The following is a 24,456-nucleotide window of genomic DNA, read 5'->3' on the forward strand; positions in this document are numbered from 1 at the left end:
GGTTAATGCGGTGTAAAAGAAATGTAAAATATGTAAAATATGGGTCATTCAAATGTTTTTTTTGTGGCTTGAAATCTTCTAAAAAGGTAAGGTAGACCCATGGAAGCGAACAAAAAAGACTACTCCACTCTTCTGCTGATCATCCTTCTCCTTATTTTGACTGGTGTGGCCAACCTCATACTGTACAAATTCTTCAAAGCCGATCTCATACAGAACAATTACAGAGAAGTTCAGAAACTGGAATCTATAGTCCTGGGAACCTATGCGCGGGAATACCAGAGGATGATTCTACTGGTACAGACCATACAAAAACTGGACAGCTCCAGTGATGAAAGCTTGCAGGCCTCTCTAGACTCTCTTATTGCAGACTATGGGCCGGATGGTCAGATTCCCTTCCTCATCAGAGAAGCATCCTTCTTTCATATTGATCCCCGTTCTGATGCATCCCTCAAGGAGGGAGAATTTTCGATCCAAAGTATGCCTACTTTTGAAACCGGACCTCTTGAAACAATTCTTTCACACACACCTCAGGGAAGAGAAGATATCCGTTTACAGGTGATTCTGGACACCGAAGGAATGGCACGCTACTACATACAACCTGCGGTTGAAGAATCTCTCCCTGGGTACTCCCTGCAGTGGATTGATATAAGTGAAGATCCTGTGAACTATAAGGCTCCCTATGAATCTGAGGAAAACATCCGCTTCCAACCCCTGGCGGCTCTCATCGGCTGGCCCCATAATACCAAGGCAGATTTGTTCATCCATCTGCCCATTGATTTTGACAACCGTCATCCCTTCATTCCGGGAGATAAGGAGATGCTCGAAAACGAGAGTTCTAAGACTGATGAAATTGTTAAAAATTTCAAGGACCGGATTTTTCCAATTAGACCGGAAATGAATCCTGTTAAAAAGTCCGACAGGATTCTCAGCATAGGCTTTGACAAGGCTCCCTACTATGCTGATCTAGAGAAGAAATCAGCCCTGTACTGGCTTCTCAGCAACCTGGTGATTTTGGGAACAGCCCTCGTCTTCCTTCTCCTCATGATTCAGATGAAAAAGCTGAAAAGGATGCGGAGTCGTGAAAATGAATTTGTAGCCTCCATGACTCATGAACTGAGGACCCCTTTAACGGTGATCCAATCGGCAGCGGATAATCTATCAATAGGAATCATCGCTCCCGAAAAAGTAGCCCGCTACGGACAGGTGATGAAAGACCAGGTTCAGCGCCTCAGCGCCATGGTGGAAGAGATTCTTCTTTTTTCAAGCATGGAAGGAAATCATCAAAAACAGACGTCCCAGATAGACCTGGATATGACTGCTCTAGTGGATGAATTAAAGGGACGCTTTGCCGCATGGGCCGAAGACAAGAATATTCAGATAAGCTGGAATCTTGAAGGATTCCCTGAATCCGTTACTGGCTACCCGGATGAAACAAAACTCATCCTCTCCAACCTGATCGGCAATGCCATGACCCACGGCTGCCCTGCTGCGTCCTCTCCTCTGAGAATCAAATTCCGTTATCTCATAGCGGGAAAACTGAGAGTGATCATCGAAGATGAAGGCCCCGGAATTCCACCGGCTGAACAGAAAAAAATCTTTGATCCTTTTTACAGGACCCTCTTTACCAGAGAACATCAGATCAGAGGCAGTGGTCTGGGACTTTTCATCGCCCGTAAAAAAACAGAATTATTGGGTGGAACTCTCCGCCTGGAGAGTCCTTATAAGAAATTGAGTCCTGAAAAGCAAAGGGGCTGCCGATTTGTTCTTGACCTGCCCTGCCAATGCAAAACCACGGAGGATCACACATGACCCGCATATTGATAGTAGAAGATGAACCTGGTGTACAAATGACCTTAGAAGACCGCCTCCAAGCTGAAGGCTACGAGACGAGTGTCAAAGGTGATGGAATTAGCGGACAGGAAGAAGCTGAGACTGGAGAATACGACCTGATGATCCTCGACATCATGCTTCCCGGACGGGATGGTTTTGCCGTTTGTCAGAATCTACGCAGTAAAAAAATCAACACTCCCATCCTGATGCTCACGGCTCGAAATACAAACCTGGACAGCATCATGGGGCTCCGCCAGGGAGCCGATGATTATATGGCCAAACCCTTTGATATGGGCCTTCTCTTGGCAAGAATAGAGGCCCTTTTGAGAAGATCAAACCTGCCGACTGCAAAAAACAGCACAAAGCCTTACTTTGAGTTTGGAGATTTTACTCTTGATCTGAATACAGGAACTCTCACCCGGAAGGATGATAAGATAGATCTCCTTGCCAAGGAGTTTGCCCTCTTGCAATATCTTGTGAAACACCCGGGAGAGCTCTTGAAAAGAGACACTATCCTGGATGAGGTTTGGGGCTATGAGAGTGAAACAACGACAAGAACCGTGGACGTTCATATTGCTAAACTGAGACAGAAACTGGGAGAATCCGAGTTGCCCCGGCATATTCAAACACTCCGGGGCCGGGGATATAAGTTTATCCCCTGACTTAAAGGCCGGATCAGTCGGGAGACTTGAGGCCTAATTTATTTAATAATTCTACGGCATTATCGGCCTGGGGCATCATAAATCCTGATTCCCTGGCACAGTCTTCACCAAGGATACGGCAGGATCTTTCCAATGCCTTTGCCAGTTTTTTAACTCCAGGATTTTCTGAAGAAGCGGCCAAAGACCGGGCGGCATCCATCTGGACACTCTTGGTCTCCATCAGCTGATGAAGTGCCTTAGCCTGCTGAGGGTCCTTAGTCTGGACCTTGGGATACTCTTCTGTTACAAGGTATATGGCGTGGGACGGGCAGGCATCCACACACTGACGACACCCGTCGATGCAGAGACTCTTATCAATCTGCCCGGATTCTGTATCTGTCGCAGCTGTGGGACAAACAAAAAGGCACAGACAGTCTTTGGTACAAAGGGTTATATTTCTGGATGCATACATATTAGGATCTCCTTATATGGAATGGTATTGTCTTATTTAATCTTGCTGAAACGGGATTCAGGAGCCTTACAAACAGGGCAGATTGCGGGGGCTGTCTCACCCAGAAAAATAAATCCACAGGCTTCGCAGATAAAAATATCCTTCCCTTCCATCAGGCTCTCCCCTTTTGAAAGAAATCGGTCTACCAGGCTTTTTTGTATTGTTGTGACCTTCTCACCCCATTTCAAAGCGCGTAAAACACCTCTGTCTCCTATTGATTCTGCTTGTTTCTGCAGTTCCGGATAGTCTTGCTTCAAACTTTGGGCAATATTTTCTTTTAAGGCGGATAAATCTTTAATTCCGCTCTTACTTGCTGTGTATTCACCGGAAAGACCATTATAAAATTCTTCGGTTTCATAATTCTGTTGCCTACCGGCGGCTTTAGCAAGGTTACTGAAAATGATGGACAAACTGTTATCTGAAAATGTACTGGTATTGGGCATATGCTCACCTCTCCCGTCCAGTATACCACCGTTCCTTTATCGAATGAAGCCAAATTTTCTATTTTTTGAGGACTCAGAAAGGCTCTTAAAGAGTGCTAAATCATGAGTATAATCATCATATTTTCTGTGACCAGATTATTTATTCTCGGGAATAACCAGGACCGGGCAGTGCGCTTTATGTATGAGTTTTTTAATGAAGTCTCCCAGGAGACGATTGATCATATTGGCCCCCGCTCCCCGTCCGATGATGATCAAATTAATTTCATCAGACTGTGCCTCTTTCAGAATCTGGTCTCCCACATTTCCGCTAGCAATCTTGACAGAGCTGCTGATTCCGGAAGGAATTTTGCTCAGATAGGCATCGGATATTTTGGAATCAATAGCCTGGCGTGCCTTGTCATCCACATCCTCAACATCGTAGATATAGGACTTCCAAAACTGGGCATCCGGTTCGGGAATAACATGAAAGATGATCAGCTCACTCCCAGGATTCCCTTCTGCAATATTCAGGGCATAGTGGTAGGCTTCCTGGGCATCTGTATTGAAATCTGTACAGAACAGGATTTTCTTAAACAAATTTTTATATGGCATACAATTCCTCACTCATTAGAATAGACCAGGTAAAAACAGGCAGATCTGAGGTATCAAAATAAGAATCACAGCAGCCAGAACCAACATTCCCAGGAAAGGCATGGCTCCTCTAAAAATAACTGGCAAAGGGATATCTCTCTCAATGCCGCTAACAACATAAACATTGACACCCACTGGAGGAGTTATCACTCCCATTTGGGTAATAACAACCACAATAACGCCAAACCAGACAGGATCAAATCCCAGTTCCTGCACGACAGGAAAGAAGATGGGGATGGTCAAAAGCATCAGGGCCAGAGCATCTATAAAACAACCGGCTACAAGGAAGAAGAAAATGATCAAAAACATGGTAATTTCACCCGGTAAAGGAAGGGTGATAAAGGCCTGAGCAACGACAAAAGGAATCCGGGAGACCGCCAGAAAGCGACCAAAAATAGTGGCTCCCGCCACAATGAAGAAGATCATACTCGAAGTTCTCACTGTTTCAAGGAGTATCTTTTTCAATTTGACAAAGTTCAGTTCCTTCTGGGCTCCGGCGATGACAAAACTTCCGGCGGTACCGATGGCGGCAGCCTCAATGGGAGTAAAGAGTCCCAAAAACATACCGCCCATGACAAGCAAAAACAGAAGGACTGTCTCGATAACACCGTTTAAGGAGATGAACTTCTCCTTCCAGCTGTGCTTGGGACCCGCAGGACCCAGAGATTTATCCCGGGAACACCGGATATAAATATTGATGCAGAACATTGAAGCGATGAGTACACCCGGAACAATCCCCGCAAGAAATAGGTCGCCAATGGACTGCTCTGTCATAAGGGCATAAACGATGAAGACAACGCTGGGGGGAATGAGCATCCCTAAGGAACCCCCGGCAGCCACAGTACCCGCAGCCAGAGAGTCGGCGTAGCCATAACGCTTCATTTCGGGTAGAGCCACCGAGGCCATGGTTGCTGCTGTTGCCGGACCGGAACCGCATATGGCACCGAAACCTGCACAGGCTCCCACGGTGGCCATGGCCAATCCACCCTTGAGGTGACCCATCCAGATATAGGCGGTGTAAAACAGACGCTTGCTGATCCCCGCATGAAAAGCCACCTGGCCCATCATGACAAACAGGGGAATCACAGAGAGATTATACGCACTGAAGGTTTCATAGAGTTCGGCTATGACCATGCTGAAGGCTGCCTGAGGAGTGACAATCAGGGCAAAACCCAGCACCCCCGAGGCAATCATGGCAAAGGCAACGGGCATACTCGTGAAGAGGAGTCCGAAAAGCACAAGGCTGCCGATGACTCCGATTTGAACAGGACTCATGGTTTAATAAACTCCTTTCCCGGATGAATGAGATGGTAGACAAAGACGACCATCATGAGCAGGCAATTCAGACTGATCACAAAGGGTATCCAAAAGACCGGCATTCCCAGATTGGGGAAGACTTCTCCGCTCTGGTACAAAGAGAGTCCATGGCCAAAGGTATAATATGTGAGGGATCCGAATATGACCAATGCAGAAATTCTAAAAATAAAATCCAGAATGAGACGTCCCCTCTTCCCGCATTTATGATAGAAGAATTCAATGGCAATATGCCCTTTTGCCGCAGTGACATAGGGGAGAGCACAGGCTACGGAAACGACCCCGAAGGCACGGACAAGGTCATAGGCACCGGTGATGCCAATGTTAAAGAGTCTGAGTACGACATCCAAAACTGTAATTCCCATCATCAGTAGAATAGAAATCCCTGCTGCATAGGCAAAAACGATGATAAGCCGGCGAATAAAAGTAAAAAACCTCATGATTATTTCAACATGTCTTGTAAATCATTGAGGAAGGCTTCACCGGGAAGTCCCTTTTCGGCAGTAGCCGCTTCGTATTCGGCATAGACTGGAGCCATTGCCTCAACAAGAGCTTTATTATCATCGTCATTCAGGGAAACAAAGGTTTTTCCCAGGTCCTTAACAAAGGCCTCCCCCTGTCTGTCGCTCTCATCCCAGGCTTCTCCCTGTTTGAATATCCACTCTTCGCTCACATCAGTCATGATGGACTGAAGGTTCTCGGGCAGGGCCTCCCATTTGGCCTTATTCATCACAACAAACATGGTTGTGGTATACCCAATAGATTTGGAATCCACCACATAATCAATGACTTCCCCCTGTTTCCAACCCTTGAGAGTCTCGACAGGACAGAAAGTCGCATCCACCACACCTTTTTGGAGCGATTCGTAGGTGTCTCCCTGGCTCATAGAGATGGGTGTTCCATCCAGGGCAGAAACGATCTTGGCAGAAAGGCCGGTTGCCCGGATCTTCATAGAGGTAATATCCCCGAAGGAGCGAATCTCTTTCCTGCTGGCCAGGATTCCAGGCCCATGGGCATGGATGTATAGAACATGAACATCCGAAAGTTCCTCAGGTTTGTATTTTTGAACAAGTTCATTGGCAATTCTTGTGGCTGTCACTCCATCGGGGTATCCTACGGGAAGATCCAATCCCTCCAAAAGAGGAAATCGTCCCCGGGTATAGGCGAAGACACTCATCCCGATATCAGCGACTCCGGATACGACTGCTTCGTATGTCTGGGCAGCTTTTGTGAGGGTTCCACCATGGAAAAGAGTGATTTGAACCTGTCCATCCGTTCTTTTACCAACTTCTTCAGCCCAGGCTTCGGCAGTTTGTGCCTGCAGATGGGATGCGGGAAAGAAGACAGCATAATTAAGCCTGTATATTTCCTTCTTTTCTGCTTTTGAGACCGAAGAGTCGTCTTTTTTGCTACAACCGGACAGTACCAGGAGTACTAAAAGCAGAAGAGATGTTAGTTTTTTCATATATTCCTCCAAAAGTGACCTAATCCAAACGAGAATGAATATCAACTCATAATTTTTGATTTTTAATACTCTATAAAAACCTGCGGGTGTTTGAATAATAATTTCCTGATGATTATAGCACTAAAAAGTTTAAAATATAAATTAGATTTTTGAAGATTCATTCCCTATTCTGGGAATAATACTCTAAATTCTGTCAGAAAATTGTCTTTGTTTCCATTGCCGTTCGGATTTTTCCAATCTGAAATTCCTTCATGATGGTCTACTGTATATTGGAAGGAAGGAGTTCTGATCTTGCTTTATCCTCTCCTGCAGGGCAGATTGACAAGCCATAAGCCCCTCATTAAAATCCTATTTGTACAGACTCCGAACAAATAGGATCTTCCATGGATATAAAACTCCTGACTCCCAGCGACATGATGAAATACAATGCCCGTGTATTATTGAAAATCATGAGACGAAAATCGGCTCTCTCCCGGGCTGATGCTTCACGGCTCCTCGGATGCAGCCGATCCACCGCTTCTAAACTGATGAACTATCTGGAAAGTCTTCATCTTGTGACCCAAATAGGTTCTGGAAACAGAGGGATAGGCCGCAACTCGGGTCTGTATCAATTCAATCCCAGAGCCTGCTGTGCTATTGGAGTGGATGTGAAACCCGATTCAATCCAATTCATTTTATCGGATTTAAGTGGAGAGATACTGATTGTTCAGGAAGTTGAAAACAAAAATATGTCTCCCGAGGAGACGGTTATGGAGATTCACAAAAATACCCGGAAACTTCTGAATGAGAGCCCTCTTCCCGACGCCCAGCCTCTGGGTGTGGGAGTCATGATACCCGGATGGGTCAGCGATGATGGAATGGTCTTAAATTCGGACCCTCTGGGCTGGCAAAAACCACTTCGTTTCAGGGTGATGCTCAACAGGAATTCTGAGATTCCATTCCATATTCTAAACGACGCCAATGCTCTGGTCCTGGCAGAATCGTCCTTTGGTACCACCGGAAACTGCCGCAACCTTATGTATATTGAAAATCCAGATGATATTGGGGCGGCCTTTACGGATTCAAACCATAATCTCCTGACTGGAGAAAACTCTCTGGCGATGGAAATTGGTAAGATGCAGGTGAACTTTAAGGACCGTTTTTATAGAACAGAAGACTTCCTGTCCATATCCAGAATCCAAAAACGCTGGGGAGTGACCATCCCGGAACTGAAAAGAGCCTTCGATTCGGATTCTGAAGAGTCAGGAGAGATTTGCCTTCAGCTTGCCGATATTTTCGGACAGATCATCACTCAGATTTCAGCTCTGCTAAACCCCTATGCCATTATGATCAATACCCCCTACATCAAGAGCAGCCAGGCATTGGAACATCTGAAAAAAGCCGCCTCTTTTTATATGGAAACCACCCCCTTACGAGGGACACAGCTCCTCCTCCCGTCTCTGGAACGGTCGGCCCTGGGCGGGGCCTGCTGGGCTATTTTGAACAGCTCCTTTGATTTTGTGATTAAGGATTAGGATTTCCTGTGCGGCCTAAAGGATCTGCTTCTTAAGGAATTGTCTGAAAGACTCTGCTACGATTTCGGGCTTTTCCTGATGAGGTAGATGCCCTGCTCCCTCTATGATTTCAAATTCAATGTTCTCTTGCAGTTCCTGCTGAGATTTTCCCAAATCCACGGGCATGATGCGGTCATCCTCTCCCCAGAGGATAAGAGTGGGAATATTCATGGTTCTTAAGAGATCCGGAAGGGATTTCTTCTGACTTTGCAGCCATGAGTTCATGTGGCGGAGGATCGAAAAAAAAGCATACCTCTGCTTTTTATCTCTGACACGCTGATTCACCCTTGTAAAAAGAAAAGACCTGTCTTTTTCACTCAAACCTTTCAAATCATAATAATAGGGAATCAGAGTCTCATAGGCTTTTTGAGGATTTTTTCCCAGCTTGCTGTAAAGCGTCTCTCCCAAAAAGGGGATTAAAAAAAGGAGGAACGGCAGAGATGTTTTTTGTGTTGTAAGAGGAATAACTCCATCTTCAAGTACCAAACTGCTCACAAGATCGGGCCTGGTAAAGAATATATTCTGAGAGAGGATTCCTCCCAGGGAACTACCCCATAAGAGGGCCTTGTGAATTGTCAGAGAATCGAGGAATTCACAGATCACATCTGTAATCCAGGGAATTGAGTAGAGTGTTCTAGGCTTACTGCTTCGGCCAAATCCCGGAAGGTCTGGAATAATGACGCGATGAGTCTCTGACAGAGGCTTGACCATATGCCGCCAGCTGTCAGCCTCATCCGCCAGGCCGTGAATCAAAATACAAACAGGCAAGTTAGGGCTTGATGTATCAAAATAAAACAGATCCAGTTGACTGTTTTCCAGATGTATCATTTTTGAATAGGGCTTTAATTCACTCCAGGGTTCCATCATATCCTTAAAACTCCTCAAATCAGTCTAAAGGACTCTCTCTCAGTTCGTCCAGTAGGGTCCAGCCATAAAGAACTGTACGGGAGGCCGTGTTCGGGTCATAATAGAGATTATCAGAGTTAATAATGGAGAAAATCATGCTTTATAGACCATTTGGAAAAACCAATGAAAAACTCAGCATCCTTGGATTTGGAGCCATGCGGCTTCCCATTATAGGAGATGATGTCAGTCAGATTGATGAGGATAAAGCCCTAAAGATGATCAGACATGCCATAGATGAGGGTGTCAATTATCTGGACACAGCCTGGCCCTACCATGGAGGAAACAGCGAAGCCTTCTGCGGCAAGGTTATGAAAGACGGCTATCGTGAGAAAGTGAATATTGCCACAAAACTCCCCAGCTGGGACATCAAGAAACACGAAGACATGGACAGGATTCTGGATCAGCAGCTCAAGCGTCTGGGAGTGGAAACCATAGACTTTTACCTGATTCACTCCCTCAACACGGCAAACTGGAATAACATGAAGAAGCATGACTACAAGTCTTTTCTTTCCAGAGCTGTTGAAGCTGGGAAAATTCGCTATATTGGATTTTCACACCACGACAGCATTGATCTCTTCAAAGAAATTGTAGATGACAATGACTGGGATTTCTGTCAAATACAGCTCAATTATCTGGATGAAAACTACCAGGCCGGACTGGAGGGTATGGACTACGCCTCCTCAAAAGGCATGGGCGTAGTTGTAATGGAGCCCCTCAGAGGTGGCATGCTGGCCCGAAAGGAAATTCCAGAGGAGCTCCAGGCCATCTGGGATTCTGCCGAAGTAAAACGCTCTCCTGCGGAATGGGCCCTCAGGTCGGTATGGAACAGAGAGAAAGTATCTGTGATCCTCAGCGGCATGACCACAATGGAACAAGTTGTAGAAAACCTAAAGACCGCCTCCCAGGCCCTTCCCTCTTCCTTAAGCGAAGAGGAAAACAAAATTATCATTCGGGCACAGAATTATTTTCACAGCAAGATAAAAGTGGACTGCACCAACTGCCGCTACTGCATGCCCTGTCCTCAGGGAGTGTATATTCCAGAAATATTCTGGGCTTACAACCACGAAGCCCTATTTGGTGATTTCAACAAAGCCAAGTTATGGACAACTAGCTTCCTTAAGGAGCATCAAAGGCCATCCAACTGCAATCGCTGCGGCGCCTGTGAAAAACATTGCCCTCAAAATATAGAAATCAGAAAACATCTAAAAGTGATAGCGGCCCGGTACGAAGGAGTCACAACCTGAATCTAAAGAAACATAAGCATATCTTCAACAGCATTTCCTCGGTGTATAATCTTTTTTACAACTACCAATGCCGGGGATATTCCCGGGTTCTCAAAGAATATATTGACACACTAAAGATCCCCGAAAAAGGTCGCATTCTGGATATCGGCTGCGGAACCGGAGCCCTTGTACAGAGCCTCTCGGAATACGGGTATGATGTAAGCGGGGTGGACCTTGCCGAGAAAATGCTGGGACATGCCGTCGAAAGAGGCCATAACTGCCGTTACGGAAATGTTGTTGATGGACTGGGGATGGAAGATCATTCCTTTGATTTGGTGACATCCGCCTTTGTGGCTCATGGTCTGGACCGTGAAAAACGAAAATGCCTCTTTGAAGAAGCGGCCCGCCTAACCAGGGGCGTGGTACTCTTCCACGATTACAGTGACAAGAGAAACTGGTTTATTAATTTTATTGAATATATGGAAGACGGAGACTACTTCAACTTTATACAGTCTGGACTAAAGGAGATGAAAGAAGTCTTTACAAAGGTGGAAGTCATCAAAATCAGGAAATTCAATAGCTGGTACATTTGTCGTCCATAACATGGAATCAAACAAACCCCATCAAACTCAATCCGTAATAAATTGAAATCCCCATTCCCGTGACTGTCAGATATCCAAGGGATTTATGAATTGTTCTTCCGATTTTTTTATTTCTAAAACGATTCATATTCAGACCTAAAAGGGGGGTGCAGATGAGAAGAACTCCGCTAAAGGCTCCAAAAACAGCGTGTTGGGAACTCAGGTGGTACCCGTGACTTGTCTGAACCATGACAAAAGCCGTCAAGAGAGCCGTTATTCCCGCTGCTCCGGCATAAAGTCCCAAAGCCCTATGTGTTTTATACCGCCATTTTTTTCTCTTCCATAAAAGAGAAACCAGGATTGCTCCAACCATGCTTAAAAGGGATGTCGCCATCAAAACAGCATGGATTCTCCAAAGAATTTCGTAGATCAAAATGCCCCTCCTGTATTTAAGGAATGATAGGGATATCCCCAACCCCATCCAGAATATAATGAGGTCTATAGGCGAAACGCTCTATATCACTTCGACTCGTCACTCCGCTGAGGACAAGAACGGTATCAATTTCCGATTCTATTCCCGCTATAATATCCGTATCCATCCGGTCACCCACAATGGCTGTTTCTTCCCGCTTACAGCCCAGTTTCTTTAAGGCGCTGCGCATCATAAGAGGATTTGGCTTTCCCACAAAGTAGGCTTTGGAACCTGTTGAGAGTTCGATGGGGCTGATCAAAGCCCCCGTTGAAGGAACAATTCCATTTTCAACAGGGCCGGTTAGATCAGGATTGGTTCCAATGAGTTTTGCTCCCTTTCGAACAAGGTTCACCGCATGAATCAATGTTTCCATATTGTATCCCCGGGAATCGCCGACAACAACATAATCGGGATTGACATCGTTCATTGAAAAACCGGCATCATACAGGGCATTGGTCAGGCCTGCTTCTCCGATAACGTAGGCACTGCCTCCGGGGCATTGAGATTTGAGAAAGTCAGCCGTAGCCAGAGCGCTCGTATAGAAGTGATCCCGGGTCACTTCAATGCCCAGGCGGGATAATTTTTGCTGCAATTCCATAGGAGAGCGTTCACTGGCATTGGTAACAAACAGAAATTTCTTTCCCATATCCTGCATCCAGCCTACAAAATCCAAGACTCCCGGTAAGATCTTGTTCCCATGATAAATAACTCCATCCATATCACAGATGAATGCATTTTTACTCTGTAAATTGTCCATCAAAATCCTTTTATGATTTAAGTTTGAGTATTTTATCTTATAATAATCATAAAGGATTTTGACTTAGGATTGTACTGTTTCTCTCCAAAAAACGTTGTTTCCGGATTCGATGGGGATATAGCAAGCCTTGTTTCCCCCCTGAAAACTCCCCAACAGGGCCTGAATCCTCTCGGTCATGGATTCCAGGGCCTGATTGATCAAGGCCGGATCATAGCCCCCCTGTCCCATTTCTAAAGTCCATTCCAAACCGGTGATCCTTCCCAGAATGCGGCCAAAATCTACTTTTTTCCTCTGAACCATATCGGGACTGACCGAAAATGATGTAATTTTTTTGAACCGCTCCGCCATTCTGGATGTAAGAGGATGGGAGGCAAGGGCTTCTGAGAGATTAAAATTCTTTATCAAGGCCATATGTTTCAGAAACTGATCGGCAACCTGTTGATAGATGACGTCATTGGAGCCTTCAAAAATCTGGAAGGGACGGCTGTCTACAACGGAGCGGCCGGCAATATGGCTGAGTTTATATCCCTTGGCTCCCACTAGCTGAAGAAGAGATTGGGAGGCATTTTGCATCATATCGCTCAGGACAGTCTTATGAACATTGGCTTCCAGGGATTTACCCGAAAGATCATGATCAATGGAGGAAATACCCGCAGCATGGCGGCAAAACGCAGAAGAAATGGTAAAGTCGGCCTGGAGTTCTGAGAGCCTTTTCTGGACCTGATCATAAGAAAAAAGAGACTTCCCGCTGACAACTCTCTGCCTAGTATGGCTCACAGCCTCATCCAGCATGCGGTGAATAAACCCAGTAGCCATACCGGAAAAACGCATTCTGCTCCTGTGCAGAAGATCCTGCATCAGCCGGATACCCGATTTTCCGGGAATCAGTCTGTGATGTGAGGGAACTTCGATATCCACCCTGTTGCGTGCATAGGGAATCATATAGAGTCCCAGGTTTGAAAACTCTTCTACGGGCTTTACAAACTGTCTGGGGTCGGATGAATCACAGATGAAAAAATCGATGTCCCGTTTAAGCTCATCGGAACCCTTCTTTTCTCTGGCCGTCATCAACCAGTAATCGGCTCGGCCGCTGAGGCCTGCCCAGTGCTTTTCACCCTCGATGGTATATCCGCTGCGGCTTTTTTCCCAGCTTGTTTTCATGGCAAGAGCATCCGTTCCATAACCTGGTTCTGTAATCATGAGTCCACCCAGGGAACTATTGTTTAGAAAAGACGGGAATGTTTCATTTTTAAGTTTTTCTTCACCATACTTGGCAAGGGGTTCCAGAAACAGGGCTCCGTTGATTCCAAGTATCAGTGACAGAGGTAGAGACTCATAGGATGTAGACTCCAGAAGACTCAAAATTTCCGCAGGATGACTCCCCCTGCCGCCATAGGCTTGGGGAATAGAGACCGCGGATGGATTAAGGGCCGTGATCTGGTCCAGGACTTTCTCGGGAATCCCTCTTTGAAGTTCTTCTGAAGGCAGATTCTGTTGTGAGAAAAGATTTTTAAGTACTTTTTGATATTTCTTGAGATAGTCGCTAAATAATTCAGACATATTGGAAGCCTCTCTTATATAATACTTATCTACTAATATATAAGAGAATGCAAGCTTTCAAACTGCTAAAACTGATTTTTATGTTAATCATCATGGATCATTGCCTTGAATAGTCGCCCCTTTATCTGATCTTCTTCCAAAACTTTCAGAGCTTTGGCGGCGCTTTCCCGCTTCACAGCCACAAATGTAATATAGTCCAGGCGGTCTATTTTGCCCACATCATCTCCGGGAATACCCTTTGGAGAAGTCAAGGCACCCAGGATATCTCCGGCACTGATTTTATTCCTCCGCCCTCCATTAATAGAGAGTGTCACCATGGCGGATTCGAGGTCCTCGACAGAGGTTAATTCTTCAAAATCAAGACGCTCCGCTTTGTACCGGCTGTTCAAAAACTCATTGATTGAATCGAGCCTAAAGGCCTCTTTCTCGCGCATTAAAGAAAACGCAAGGCCTTCCGAACCGGCTCGCCCTGTCCGGCCGATCCTATGGACATAGGTCTCGGTTTCGAAGGGCAGTTCATAATTGATGACAGCACCCAGATTCTTGATGTCCAGGCCCCTGGCTGCGACGTCGGTAGCCACCAGGATTCTGGAGCTTCCATTGGAAAAGCGAATCAGGACTTCCGTCCGCTCTTTTTGTTCAAGATCACCATGGAGAGCCAGGCTGTGAAGACCCGAATCCTGCAGCTCTTTTTCTACCCGCCGGCAAGAATCCTTGGTATTGCAAAAGACAATGGTGGAATCCGGGCGAAACCGGGCCAGAATAGAAACAACTGCTTTGGTCTTCGCCACGGGAGCCATCTCATAAAAACGCTGGTGTATGACACTCTCTTCATGCTGAGTCTCAACTTTGACTTCAACAGGTTCATTCATGACCGACTGACTGAGCGCTTGTATCTCGTCGGGAAAGGTGGCGGAAAAACAGAGGGTCTGCCGTTTCGCAGGGGCAAATTTCATGATTCCCTGAATCTGATCTATGAATCCCATATCCAGCATTCTGTCTGCTTCATCCAGCACAATCATTTTCACTTCATCCATCACAAGAGACCCTCTTTGGAGGAGCTTTAAAACACGCCCGGGGGTTCCCACAATAATATGAGCCTGATGACTAAGAGAGTGTTCCTGTTTGTGCATGGGAAACCCACCTGTAATCTTCAAGAGCTTGATATTATGCTGGAATCGGGCCAGGCGGCGCAGCTCAGCTGTGACCTGTTCTGCCAGTTCTCTTGTGGGGCACAAAACGACTGCCTGAACCCGGTATCTTCTAGTATCCATATTATGGAGCAGTCCAATGCCGAATGCGGCGGTCTTACCACTTCCTGTTTTGGCTTGTGCCAGGACATCAAGCCCTTGGAGAATAGGAGGAATGCTCATTTCCTGAATATCAGTCATGGTTTCATAATGCAGGTACTTCAGGTTCTCTTGAAATTCACGGGAGAGAGGAAGATGTGTAAATGCTTTCATTGAGTGCAAAGTACCACGTATTTTACAGATGGCACAAGATGAGTATTCCTAAGAAAAAGTATTACAACAGAAGGAAATGATCAGCATCCCCATCAGGATGTTAAAACCTGATGTATTGTATAGACCAGATTTTCAATTCTCACAGGTTTGGCCAAATAGGCAGCCGCCCCGAATTCCTTGTAATTAAAAGGTGTCACAACCGTACTATATCCGGAGCACAAAATAACCGGGATCTGAGGATAGAGATCTTTGATTATTACACTAAGCTCCGATCCTGTCATGCGAGGCATTGTCTGATCAGAAACGATGATATCAACAATATCAGCATTCTGTTCTAAATAATCCAGAACATCCTGACTCTCGCAAAAGGTTGTGACTTTATACCCTTTATTGATTAAGAGATCTCTAAAAAGATCACAGTTTAATTCCTCATCATCAATGACAAGAACATGTTCATTGCTGCCTTTAAAAACGGGAGTATCCTGCTGAGGCACTGAGTCAAGATTCCGGATGACCTGGGGGATATAAACAGAAAACTCGGTTCCTTCATCCGGAATTGAATGAACGGTGATATTTCCCTTATGGTTCCCAACAATCCCAAAGACAACGGATAAACCCATTCCTGTACCGTCACCGACCTTTTTTGTGGTGAAAAAAGGTTCAAAAATATGACTCAGAGTATCTGCATCCATACCAGAACCATTGTCCTTCACGGAGAGGATGGAATACTCCCCCGGTGTGATTTTACCCAGTATCCCATCCAATTCTTTTTCCAGATTCTCTTCAAAGAAAGAGATTTCCAGTACACCCTTCTCATCCATGGCGTAACTGGCATTGGTACACAGATTCATCAGAATTTCATGGATACTGGTGGAATCTCCCAAAACTGGATTCGTTTCATCTGAGAATGCCGTCTTGATATGAATGGAACTGGGTATGGAGGCTCTGAGCAACCTTAGAGCATCCTGAATGACGGGAATTATGTAAAATATTTCATTTTTTTCAGGCTTCTGCCTACTAAAGGAGAGGATCTGGTGGACCAGTTTTTTAGCACGGTCCCCGGCGGAAATAATATTGTCCATATAGGAGTGGATTTCTTCATCCTGTGCATTTTTCAGGCTCACAAGTTCTGCATATCCGAGAATACCCGATAGGATATTATTAAAGTCATGGGCAATCCCTCCCGCCAGATGACCGATGGCTTCCATCTTTTCAGTCTGACGCAACCGGGTCTCCATCTGGAACTGCTTGGATTTGTCATCAAAAATGACCAGAAGATTCCCTGAGGGAAGTTTTGAAATATGATTTTCAACGATTTGAGTCAGCCTGTCATCCTTGTATTCCCGAACCGGCAGGAATTGGGATTCACCGGTTTTATGTGTCAATTGAAGACATTTCAAGAGCCCCATGGACGAAACACCCGGAAAAACCTCACTGACTCTTCTTCCTTTGATATCCTCCAGTTTGACATTGCTGATTTTTTGTCCGAAAGGATTAAGATCGAGGAAGATAAAATCCTCTCCATCCAGATAGGGTTCAAAAATACTGATTCCCGAATTGATATATTCAAAAATATTCCGGAAATAGATTTCTTTTTCCTTGGTAGCATCTTCTATTTTCTTCTTCTCAGTTTCATCTCTAAGGACACAGTAAGTCTGCCTGAAGGAACCATCCTGGTTATAGCCGATCCTGCCGTCAAAACTGATATAGTGCAGTTCCCCCTTTTTACCTACCAGAAAAAACTCACTGTGAATGGTTCCTCTTTTCTTAAAAAGGGGGAATCGTTTTTGGAAGCCTTCTTTATACCCAGGGGCCAAAAAATCACCGAACCACCGTCCAATGACTTCGTGCCGCTCATATCCGGTAATCCGAAGCCAGTTCTCATTGACTTCTAGAAAATTACCTTCTTCGTCCAGAGATTGATAGGCAACGGGTGCATTATCAAACAGATTGTAAGCCCGTTCATCGTTCTCGCGGGGTTCCTTTTTTTTCACCTCCGCATCAGGATTATTCTTTAGAAAAACAGAGAAGCCGATGACCTCTCCTTTGGTGTTTAAGTGGGGGTAAATATTAATGGAAACAGATACAAAATGACCGGTCCAGTCCATTCCCTCTGCGACAGTACTCACCGGTACGGGGTTTTCCAACACATGATTGAGGGTTTCTTCAACCAGTCTGAAATTGTCTTTATTCATCATTGGTTCCAGAGTACGGCCGAATCGCTCCTTAAGCAGAGGCCCGAACAGGTCAAAAGCACTATGATTGGCCTTAAGAAGACGGCCTTTGAGATCCAACTCAAGAACAATATCGGAAGAACTCTCTAAAAAAGCCTCGTATTGAGAATCCAAATCATGATGTGTTAATTTGTCATAGATGTTTTTCAGGCCGTAATGGACCAAATCGGCAATTCCGGAAAAAAAATCCTTTTCTTCATCATCTTCTACAACAAGGGGATCACCAGAAGCCGTCATCCATCCAAGAGAAGCGCTTCCAAAGCCCAGCGGCCGGGTGATATCGGATTGATTTTCTAAATGATGATTGAGAGGACAATGGGAACACTCCGCTAAGGAGTCATGAATCAAAACGGAATCTCCTGAATCCAGTGATTTATGTACACAAGAAGGTAAAATTCCCATTTTGAGAGTGTATTTCATTGGTTCAAAAGAGGAATCTCCCCCGGCGGCAAATCCTGCATGGAAATAGGGCTCTACGGGTAAGTTGTGTTGGGTGAGCACGATCCAGACCGTAGAATAGATGTTTTCACGAACGAGGATATGACACACTGAATCAAGGAAGATTGCTGGATCTGTCTCTTCTACAAGAAGGCGATTGATAAGCATCAAGGCATTCAATTTCCGATTTTGATCTTTCATGTAGTCTCCAATTACCAATTATACAACACAGATATAAGGATTATGAAAAATAACTTATTTTATATTTTCATATTTAAAATTCCTCAAAATTTTCCTGGCCACTCTCCAACCGCTCAGCCATGGACGCTTTCGGTATTGAATTCATTCTATTATCAGAAAGGCCATGAGACGGTTTTTTATCCTCCGAAATCTGGCTTCTTTTTTTCTCGAAATCGCCTTCCAGCTTAAAAAATGAAATAAGAGATTGCAGAGTTTCAGCCTGTGCTGAGAGTTCCTCCGCCATGGAGGCGGACTCCTCCGAAGCCGAGGCATTCTGCTGGATCACAGAGTCCAGCTGATTGATAGCCTCCACAACTTGTTGTGCCCCTGTGCGCTGCTCTCTAGAAGAGGCGGCTATTTCCTGAATAAGACTGGCCGTATTTTTAATTTTTGGGACTATATTCTGCATCAACTCACCAGTCTCCACGGCCTGTTTGACGCTGCTATTGGCCAATTCCGAAATTTCATTGGCAGCGAGTTTGCTGCTGATGGCCAGTTTTCCGACCTCTGCGGCAACTACGGCAAAGCCTTTTCCGTGTTCTCCCGCTCTGGCTGCCTCGATGGCGGCATTGAGACTCAGCATATTTGTTGATCTGGCAATATCTTCGATGACTCGGATCTTGGCCGAAATATTTTTCATGGCTTCCACAGTCATCATCACCGCAGAACCACCATGTGCCACAACTTCGGCTGCCTCATTGGAGACCTTTTCAGTCTGCATAGAATTTTCCGAAGTCTGTTCTATATTGGCCTCCATCTCTTCAAGAGAGGATGAGATTTCTTCAACTGACGAGGCCTGTTCGGCCGCCCCCTGAGAGAGCTGCTGCGAGGTGGAACTCAGCTGCATGCTTCCGGTCAATACATTGTCCGCCCCCTGTTGAACCTGAAAGAAAATATTGCGCAGACTGTTCCGCATTTCAGAAAGAGCCACTGCCAATTGACCGACTTCATCTTTCTGGTCGATGTCTATGACTGCCGTCAAATCCCCCCGGGAGAGCTGTTCGGCAAAGGCAATTCCCTTTACCATGGGCCCTGTAATGCCTTTTGCTATGAAAAAAGCCATGAAAAGACTGAAAAGAAAAGCAAAAATGGTGATCAATAGAACAACGGCTCTGGTGGATAGGGCCGCCTTCATCATGACCTCATCTGTCATAAGATGCAGTCTTGCATCTCCCCGGAGCTCACTCAACAAAGCCTGAACAGTTCTGAGAGCCGGCTTTGTTTCACTGGCATAAATCATTGAGGATTGAGCCATGGCGGTCAAATCCTTCTCGGCAATATTTTTCAATGCACTTAAATCCGCCAGGGTGGAATCCAGTAGCGGTAGTGTCTCTGATGTAAAATAATTAATGGCCCTTGCAGAATTGGAAGACAGAGCAGAGTTGATCACTAGGACAGACCCATGCAGTTGTTCATGATGGATCACCATTGTATCCCAATGCGACTTGAACTCGGAACTACCATTATCATAGATGCTACGGGCTTCCTCGCTGTTTAGCCAAAGCCCCAGTCCGCAAAGATTATGATCGGTTTCGACCTGCAGTGTCTTATCTCCCCGGATGAATGTGTCTCGAATTTCTCCAGCCCATTGTAGATGATCAACCTGCCTTTCGGCCAAAAGAGCTGGTAGATCGCGATTAGCCTGCACAAATGTCTCATTGATATTCCTGGCAGATTCATGAAGTTGACGATGGGGTTCTTCTATTTGCTTCAAAATGGGGCCAAGAGACGGAATCAAGGCCTCGGCTTCCTCCCGCCCGGGTCCGTAAAGCCACTGCCCAAAGGCGCATTGGTGGTCATCCAGCTGAACATTCAGCTGGTTTATCTGGTCATCGGTGATAAGAGCGTTAACCTCGTTGGCCCAGTTAAGATGATCAACCTCTTTCTCTGCCAGAAGAGAATCCAGTTTATTCCCTTCAATCACTTCTTCTGCATTCGCTACAATTTCAGAAATACCAAAAATAGACCAAATGGCTACAAACAGTGTCAAAAGAATCAGAAGGCCAAAGCCGATAATCATCTTTCCATTGATACTAACATCTTTCCATCGAATCATTTCCGTTAACCCACCTCACCCCTACATCGATACAGGAGTTTACTAATATGAGTTTAACGGAGGAATGGGAAATTTAACATCTTTTTAAAATATGTTACGGTAACACCTTTTACTCATCATAGAACCGGGGAGAGATCAATCATCTTCCATGAGTTCATAAACTTCATCCCAAGCCTCGGGTTCTCCCCTACGCAATCTGTTCAAAAGTTTGTAATGATAAATGAGGATGCTCACTTTTTTCTCCCGGAAGCTCTCTTGTGTTTCGCCAGGAGGAAGGAATTCTCCTGGAAGGTCCGGGGAGTTTAAAAGAGACTCCACTTCTGGAAAAAAACGGGAGGAATCAACGGTCAGAAAATCTTCAAAATCTGAGAGTAAAATAGGGGAATACCTCATTTCTTTTAGCGCATTGGCAGTATTCTTAATTTTCTCAGGGTCATCGCTGATAACCAGATCCTTTAACAATTTATCAAGGTCCATGTGTCCTCCCCGTTCTATAAATTAGGAAATATCCTTCGGAGTTGAATCTGCCTCGTCTTCGGCTGTTATCTCCGAGTCTATTGATTTCTGTTCGCCATCCTCTGGCTCATCCGCCACAGAAGACTCCTCTTCTGAGGGCTGTTCAAGAGGATCACAGTTGCTGCAGAGGTTGGCATCATAAAGAAAAATTTGATTCAGATTCAGTTTAGCCCCGCAATGAGCACAATCTCTGCGATAAGGGAAAATCTTTGATCTGAAAATATAAATCATTGCGGCAATAATCCCCAGAGGAACCATGATCCATTTCGGTTCAAATCCTTCTTCCCTAATGACAGTCGCACCTATGTACAGAATGAAAATAAGGATTGCCTGAAAGAGAGTGGCGGTTCTTTTCTTGCTGCCCCTTTCCCTGTAACGCCTTTGGACCAGATTTAGAACCAGCCAGCCTAGGAAAACGTAATAAAAATTATCGGCTATAAAATCAATCATTTTTTAACTCCAGAAGGTTTTAAACACCCTGATTTCAGAATTACCATTTTGAATAGATTATACGGGAGAGCTTTATATTATCCAAGTCTGCCGCCTTGAGTGTTGCCTCGACTCCTTCATCTTTCAGAAAGATTGCAACGGGGGTGTAAAGAGTTTCCCCTTCATTGAGCGTATACCCCTGTATGAGAGAATCCATGGCGGTCTGGCCGTTTCCGTCTTCAAGACTAAGGTCGACTCCTGCTTCCTTCAGAATAACAAGAGTTCTCAGATCTCCATAAAATGCAGCATAATGCTGAAGGGATGTTCCCAGGCGGCCTGTTTTTTGAGTATCCCATCCCGCTTCAATCAACAGGGATAAGGCGGTATAAGCCCCAGATGAAAAAGCCCCGAAAAGAGAAGAATTCTCCAGAAACTCCGCATCATCTTTGATGCCTGAATCCAACAGCAGCTCGATAAGGTCAAGATTATTTTTAAAGGCGGCATACCAAAGAGCATTTAGCCCCATATTGTCTTTCAAAGCCGGATCGGCCCCCCTAGACAGCAGGAGTTCCGCCATATATGTGTCGTTCTGGGAAGCAGCCATCATCAGGGCACTCACACCTTCTGTATCCACAGCATTGGGATCACTATCCGAGTCAAGCAGAAGCTTAAGCCCCTCATAATCACCCTGAATCAGGGTTTTCAGGAATTCATGATGCATCCACCGAGTCTCGATGAGGCTCAACGCCCGTGCATAATGCTGTCTCCGGGTCCAGAGCTCACTCAAGAAAGGATGTGCATAATACCCATCCATGATGAGGCCGCCTCTCTTTTCAAGATAATCGGCCAGCTCTGTATGAATGCCGTTTACAGCCAGTTGCAATGCCGTAGAACCAAGAGGAGACTGTAAGTTTACCAGGGCCCCTGCCTGGAGTAAAATCTGGGCCAGATTTCTATCTCCCTTCATAGCCGCATGCATCAGGGGAGTGTAACCTTCTGAATCGATAAGATTTGGATCTGCCCCCTGCTCTAAGAGCCAGCGGACTTCATGACTGCGTTGTTCAATACACATCAATATAAGCGGAGTATGACCATCAACCAAGCTCAAATTCACGGAGTGATTATCCTCCAGAAAAAAACGTGCATCCTGTAGACGGGAGTCTCTTAAATCCGTAAGAAAGTCCTCTTCGGGAGTAGCTACCATTGGATGGATAGCAACCCACAGGAGGATTAAAATCATGAAATATCTCATTTCTGTTCCTGATGTTGATTATTACAAAAAATTAGAGGGTTTTTACAAGATTTCCCCATACGCAGCTGTTTAACTCCTATTATAACGATTACCGGGAGTGGAAAATGGCTTCAACAACTTTTACTTTACATTATGGATCAATGATTATCAATGAATCTATTTCTCCCGGGAAGAATTTACTGGAACTGATTCATAGTCTCCCGTCTGTAAACATAGATGCGCCCTGTGGCGGAAAAGGAACTTGCGGTAAATGCAGAGTTCGAATTATAGAAGGTGAAGCCTCCCCTGTGAGCGATGCCGAAAAAAAGTTTCTCAGCGCCGCAGATATAAAGAAGGGTATACGCCTGGCCTGTAAGACTCTGCCGGAAGGCTCGGTAACGGTGGTCCTTGAAGACAGTATGCACAATGCAAAGATTATGGAGTCCGGAGGTCTTCCCTACACGGGCCGCCTGAATCCTCTCTTGAAAAAGAAAGTGATGAATCTACCTCCGGCCAGCTTGGAAGACCAGAGATCTCTGGAGACAAGGCTGCTTCAGGCCCTCCCTGAGGGATCAGTTCTGGATCACAGAATTCGCCTTAAACTGGCAGAATTACAACAGAAAGAACAGTATGAAATGACCCTCAGCTTTTGTGATACAACCATCACCAACCTGACCCCTGGATCTGATATGACTCCTTCCTATGCCCTGGCTGTGGATATTGGAACCACAACAGTGGTGGCCTATCTTGTAAATCTATCCACCGGCCAGATGATGGGAACTGCCTCCGGACTGAATACCCAAAAGAGTTTCGGTGCCGATGTGATTTCCAGGATAGATTATATCGGTGATGATAAAGAAAAACTAAGCCAGCTGCAGCAGAGAATCTGCTCTCAGATTGAAGAACTGGCATCTAAAACACTGAAAGCCGCCGGACTGAACGAAGAGGATCTGATGGCTGTCTTTGCCGCTGGAAATACGACGATGATGCACATCCTGCAAGGATTGTCTCCCCAAACAATAGCCAGAGCTCCCTTTATACCCGTGTCTACAGAAGCGATGATCCTTAAACCCTCAGAAATTGCCTCCCAATTGCCCGATCATGTCCGCTTTGTACTTCTCCCTTCCCTGTCGGGGTACATCGGAGCCGACATCGTAGCGGGAATACTGTCCACAGAAATCGCCGAAAGTGAAGATCTATGCCTTTTGGTAGATATTGGTACCAATGGGGAAATTGCAATGGGGAACAAGGATTCTCTGACAAGCTGTTCCACCGCAGCGGGGCCTGCCTTCGAGGGAGCCAATATACAATGTGGCGTGGGAGGAATCCCCGGGGCCATCAGCAGCTTCAGGTCAGATGGAAACTCCTTTAGCTTTGAGACCATTGATGATAAGCCAGTCAGCGGAATTTGCGGTTCCGGTATCATTGACCTGACAGCCTATCTTCTAAAAGCCGGATTGGTGGATTTTACAGGCCGATTTCAGGATGAATCCGATTGGAGAAACAATCCTCCGGCTTCCAAAGACTCCTTAATAAATAAGGATGGTGAGATCCGTTTTGTCTGGGAGAACAAAGAAGATTCATTGTATTTCACACAGAAGGATTTAAGAGAAGTTCAGCTCGCCAAAGGGTCTATAGGGGCAGGGATTGCTACACTGGTCAAAGAGTCAGGTCACTCTTTGGATGACATCAAAAAGGTATACCTTGCAGGAGGATTCGGTTCATATATTGATCACCAGAGTGCTCTTGCCATAGGATTATTACCACAGGAACTCCAAGGGAGGATTCACTGCGTCGGCAACTCCTGCGGTGCAGGTGTCATCCGTTGTGCCCTGAACCGGGATGAAATGGAAAAGACGAAAATGATCCTAAATAAAACAAAATACATCGAATTATCGTCAAATAAAGGCTTCCAGGAAGAATATATGCTGAACATGTATTTCCCTGAATATGATTAAGAGAC

General features: G+C 45.5%; 22 protein-coding genes. 6 read left to right on the forward strand and 16 right to left on the reverse strand.

Annotated features, from left to right (window positions below):
• The first annotated feature begins 99 nt into the window (after positions 1–99).
• Both EXM22_RS09520 and EXM22_RS09525 read left to right on the forward strand, forming a co-directional pair.
• Entirely contained in the window at positions 100–1,809 is a 1,710-nt protein-coding gene (locus EXM22_RS09520) for a sensor histidine kinase (protein WP_149486293.1), read from the forward strand.
• Entirely contained in the window at positions 1,806–2,492 is a 687-nt protein-coding gene (locus EXM22_RS09525) for a response regulator transcription factor (protein ID WP_149486294.1), read from the forward strand. Before EXM22_RS09520 ends, EXM22_RS09525 begins: the two co-directional genes overlap by 4 nt.
• Before the next feature lie 13 nt (positions 2,493–2,505).
• On the opposite strand, the gene EXM22_RS09530 is transcribed toward EXM22_RS09525, so the two are convergent.
• The 6 genes from EXM22_RS09530 to EXM22_RS09555 all read right to left on the reverse strand — a co-directional run bounded on the left by EXM22_RS09530 (position 2,506) and on the right by EXM22_RS09555 (position 6,834).
• Entirely contained in the window at positions 2,506–2,943 is a 438-nt protein-coding gene (locus EXM22_RS09530; RefSeq protein WP_149486295.1) for a 4Fe-4S dicluster domain-containing protein, read from the reverse strand.
• 32 nt (positions 2,944–2,975) lie between these two features.
• Complete coding sequence (locus EXM22_RS09535) at positions 2,976–3,425, reverse strand: rubredoxin-like domain-containing protein (RefSeq protein WP_149486296.1); 450 nt, start codon at positions 3,423–3,425, stop codon at positions 2,976–2,978.
• A 135-nt stretch (positions 3,426–3,560) separates the two neighbouring features.
• Positions 3,561–4,016, reverse strand: coding sequence for a universal stress protein (locus tag EXM22_RS09540; RefSeq protein WP_149486297.1), 456 nt, complete (start codon positions 4,014–4,016; stop codon positions 3,561–3,563).
• 15 nt (positions 4,017–4,031) lie between these two features.
• Positions 4,032–5,330: a TRAP transporter large permease gene (locus EXM22_RS09545; RefSeq protein ID WP_149486298.1), complete on the reverse strand. Its 1,299-nt coding sequence runs from the start codon at positions 5,328–5,330 to the stop codon at positions 4,032–4,034.
• Positions 5,327–5,809 carry a TRAP transporter small permease gene (locus tag EXM22_RS09550; RefSeq protein WP_149486299.1) on the reverse strand — a complete coding sequence of 161 codons (483 nt, stop codon included), beginning with the start codon at positions 5,807–5,809 and terminating at the stop codon, positions 5,327–5,329. Before EXM22_RS09550 ends, EXM22_RS09545 begins: the two co-directional genes overlap by 4 nt.
• A gap of 2 nt (positions 5,810–5,811) precedes the next feature.
• Positions 5,812–6,834 carry a TRAP transporter substrate-binding protein gene (locus EXM22_RS09555; RefSeq protein WP_149486300.1) on the reverse strand — a complete coding sequence of 341 codons (1,023 nt, stop codon included), beginning with the start codon at positions 6,832–6,834 and terminating at the stop codon, positions 5,812–5,814.
• Between the two features lie 383 nt (positions 6,835–7,217).
• Here EXM22_RS09555 and EXM22_RS09560 point away from each other — a divergent pair, with 383 nt between their 5' ends.
• Positions 7,218–8,348 carry an ROK family protein gene (locus tag EXM22_RS09560; RefSeq protein WP_149486301.1) on the forward strand — a complete coding sequence of 377 codons (1,131 nt, stop codon included), beginning with the start codon at positions 7,218–7,220 and terminating at the stop codon, positions 8,346–8,348.
• Between the two features lie 15 nt (positions 8,349–8,363).
• On the opposite strand, the gene EXM22_RS09565 is transcribed toward EXM22_RS09560, so the two are convergent.
• Positions 8,364–9,254 carry an alpha/beta fold hydrolase gene (locus EXM22_RS09565; RefSeq protein ID WP_149486302.1) on the reverse strand — a complete coding sequence of 297 codons (891 nt, stop codon included), beginning with the start codon at positions 9,252–9,254 and terminating at the stop codon, positions 8,364–8,366.
• Positions 9,255–9,388: 134 nt separating this feature from the next.
• On the opposite strand from EXM22_RS09565, the gene EXM22_RS09570 reads away from it, so the two are divergent.
• Both EXM22_RS09570 and EXM22_RS09575 read left to right on the forward strand, forming a co-directional pair.
• Positions 9,389–10,537 carry an aldo/keto reductase gene (locus EXM22_RS09570; protein WP_149486303.1) on the forward strand — a complete coding sequence of 383 codons (1,149 nt, stop codon included), beginning with the start codon at positions 9,389–9,391 and terminating at the stop codon, positions 10,535–10,537.
• A complete protein-coding gene (locus tag EXM22_RS09575) occupies positions 10,465–11,118 on the forward strand; it encodes a class I SAM-dependent methyltransferase (RefSeq protein WP_149486304.1) in 654 nt (217 codons plus the stop codon). The genes EXM22_RS09570 and EXM22_RS09575 overlap by 73 nt, the downstream gene beginning before the upstream one ends.
• A gap of 7 nt (positions 11,119–11,125) precedes the next feature.
• Here EXM22_RS09575 and EXM22_RS09580 read toward each other — a convergent pair whose 3' ends face one another.
• The 9 genes from EXM22_RS09580 to EXM22_RS09620 all read right to left on the reverse strand — a co-directional run bounded on the left by EXM22_RS09580 (position 11,126) and on the right by EXM22_RS09620 (position 22,514).
• The gene (locus tag EXM22_RS09580; RefSeq protein ID WP_149486305.1) at positions 11,126–11,530 is read right to left on the reverse strand and encodes a cytochrome b family protein; all 405 of its coding nucleotides are present in this window, start codon (positions 11,528–11,530) and stop codon (positions 11,126–11,128) included.
• A gap of 16 nt (positions 11,531–11,546) precedes the next feature.
• Positions 11,547–12,326, reverse strand: a complete 780-nt coding sequence (locus EXM22_RS09585; protein ID WP_149486306.1) for an HAD-IIA family hydrolase — start codon at positions 12,324–12,326, stop codon at positions 11,547–11,549.
• A gap of 63 nt (positions 12,327–12,389) precedes the next feature.
• Positions 12,390–13,886 carry an acyl-CoA dehydrogenase family protein gene (locus tag EXM22_RS09590; protein WP_149486307.1) on the reverse strand — a complete coding sequence of 499 codons (1,497 nt, stop codon included), beginning with the start codon at positions 13,884–13,886 and terminating at the stop codon, positions 12,390–12,392.
• 83 nt (positions 13,887–13,969) lie between these two features.
• A complete protein-coding gene (gene dbpA / locus EXM22_RS09595) occupies positions 13,970–15,349 on the reverse strand; it encodes an ATP-dependent RNA helicase DbpA (protein WP_149486308.1) in 1,380 nt (459 codons plus the stop codon).
• Between the two features lie 92 nt (positions 15,350–15,441).
• A complete protein-coding gene (locus tag EXM22_RS09600) occupies positions 15,442–18,222 on the reverse strand; it encodes a hybrid sensor histidine kinase/response regulator (protein ID WP_149486309.1) in 2,781 nt (926 codons plus the stop codon).
• A 73-nt stretch (positions 18,223–18,295) separates the two neighbouring features.
• A complete protein-coding gene (locus tag EXM22_RS09605) occupies positions 18,296–20,317 on the reverse strand; it encodes a methyl-accepting chemotaxis protein (RefSeq protein WP_149486310.1) in 2,022 nt (673 codons plus the stop codon).
• Between the two features lie 135 nt (positions 20,318–20,452).
• Complete coding sequence (locus tag EXM22_RS09610; RefSeq protein WP_149486311.1) at positions 20,453–20,794, reverse strand: hypothetical protein; 342 nt, start codon at positions 20,792–20,794, stop codon at positions 20,453–20,455.
• A gap of 21 nt (positions 20,795–20,815) precedes the next feature.
• Entirely contained in the window at positions 20,816–21,283 is a 468-nt protein-coding gene (locus EXM22_RS09615; protein ID WP_149486312.1) for a hypothetical protein, read from the reverse strand.
• Positions 21,284–21,323: 40 nt separating this feature from the next.
• The gene (locus EXM22_RS09620; protein WP_149486313.1) at positions 21,324–22,514 is read right to left on the reverse strand and encodes an ankyrin repeat domain-containing protein; all 1,191 of its coding nucleotides are present in this window, start codon (positions 22,512–22,514) and stop codon (positions 21,324–21,326) included.
• 104 nt (positions 22,515–22,618) lie between these two features.
• Between EXM22_RS09620 and EXM22_RS09625 the strand changes: the two genes are divergently transcribed.
• On the forward strand, positions 22,619–24,451 hold the full coding sequence (locus EXM22_RS09625; protein WP_149486314.1) for an ASKHA domain-containing protein: 1,833 nt from the start codon (positions 22,619–22,621) through the stop codon (positions 24,449–24,451).
• Positions 24,452–24,456 lie beyond the last annotated feature (5 nt).

Origin of the sequence: Oceanispirochaeta crateris (assembly GCF_008329965.1) — a bacterium.
Classification (GTDB): Bacteria; Spirochaetota; Spirochaetia; order DSM-2461; family DSM-2461; genus Oceanispirochaeta; species Oceanispirochaeta crateris.

What these genes read in the sequence shown, in the direction of transcription:
- EXM22_RS09560 (WP_149486301.1), top strand. Translation starts at nt 7,218, where the DNA reads ATGGATATAAAACTCCTGACTCCCAGCGACATGATGAAATACAATGCC.
- EXM22_RS09620 (WP_149486313.1), bottom strand. Translation starts at nt 22,514, where the DNA reads ATGAGATATTTCATGATTTTAATCCTCCTGTGGGTTGCTATCCATCCA.
- EXM22_RS09605 (WP_149486310.1), bottom strand. Translation starts at nt 20,317, where the DNA reads ATGATTCGATGGAAAGATGTTAGTATCAATGGAAAGATGATTATCGGC.
- EXM22_RS09525 (WP_149486294.1), top strand. Translation starts at nt 1,806, where the DNA reads ATGACCCGCATATTGATAGTAGAAGATGAACCTGGTGTACAAATGACC.
- EXM22_RS09545 (WP_149486298.1), bottom strand. Translation starts at nt 5,330, where the DNA reads ATGAGTCCTGTTCAAATCGGAGTCATCGGCAGCCTTGTGCTTTTCGGA.
- dbpA (WP_149486308.1), bottom strand. Translation starts at nt 15,349, where the DNA reads ATGAAAGCATTTACACATCTTCCTCTCTCCCGTGAATTTCAAGAGAAC.
- EXM22_RS09565 (WP_149486302.1), bottom strand. Translation starts at nt 9,254, where the DNA reads ATGATGGAACCCTGGAGTGAATTAAAGCCCTATTCAAAAATGATACAT.
- EXM22_RS09615 (WP_149486312.1), bottom strand. Translation starts at nt 21,283, where the DNA reads ATGATTGATTTTATAGCCGATAATTTTTATTACGTTTTCCTAGGCTGG.
- EXM22_RS09535 (WP_149486296.1), bottom strand. Translation starts at nt 3,425, where the DNA reads ATGCCCAATACCAGTACATTTTCAGATAACAGTTTGTCCATCATTTTC.
- EXM22_RS09530 (WP_149486295.1), bottom strand. Translation starts at nt 2,943, where the DNA reads ATGTATGCATCCAGAAATATAACCCTTTGTACCAAAGACTGTCTGTGC.
- EXM22_RS09610 (WP_149486311.1), bottom strand. Translation starts at nt 20,794, where the DNA reads ATGGACCTTGATAAATTGTTAAAGGATCTGGTTATCAGCGATGACCCT.
- EXM22_RS09550 (WP_149486299.1), bottom strand. Translation starts at nt 5,809, where the DNA reads ATGAGGTTTTTTACTTTTATTCGCCGGCTTATCATCGTTTTTGCCTAT.
- EXM22_RS09625 (WP_149486314.1), top strand. Translation starts at nt 22,619, where the DNA reads ATGGCTTCAACAACTTTTACTTTACATTATGGATCAATGATTATCAAT.
- EXM22_RS09540 (WP_149486297.1), bottom strand. Translation starts at nt 4,016, where the DNA reads ATGCCATATAAAAATTTGTTTAAGAAAATCCTGTTCTGTACAGATTTC.
- EXM22_RS09590 (WP_149486307.1), bottom strand. Translation starts at nt 13,886, where the DNA reads ATGTCTGAATTATTTAGCGACTATCTCAAGAAATATCAAAAAGTACTT.
- EXM22_RS09570 (WP_149486303.1), top strand. Translation starts at nt 9,389, where the DNA reads ATGCTTTATAGACCATTTGGAAAAACCAATGAAAAACTCAGCATCCTT.
- EXM22_RS09520 (WP_149486293.1), top strand. Translation starts at nt 100, where the DNA reads ATGGAAGCGAACAAAAAAGACTACTCCACTCTTCTGCTGATCATCCTT.
- EXM22_RS09555 (WP_149486300.1), bottom strand. Translation starts at nt 6,834, where the DNA reads ATGAAAAAACTAACATCTCTTCTGCTTTTAGTACTCCTGGTACTGTCC.
- EXM22_RS09585 (WP_149486306.1), bottom strand. Translation starts at nt 12,326, where the DNA reads ATGGACAATTTACAGAGTAAAAATGCATTCATCTGTGATATGGATGGA.
- EXM22_RS09600 (WP_149486309.1), bottom strand. Translation starts at nt 18,222, where the DNA reads ATGAAAGATCAAAATCGGAAATTGAATGCCTTGATGCTTATCAATCGC.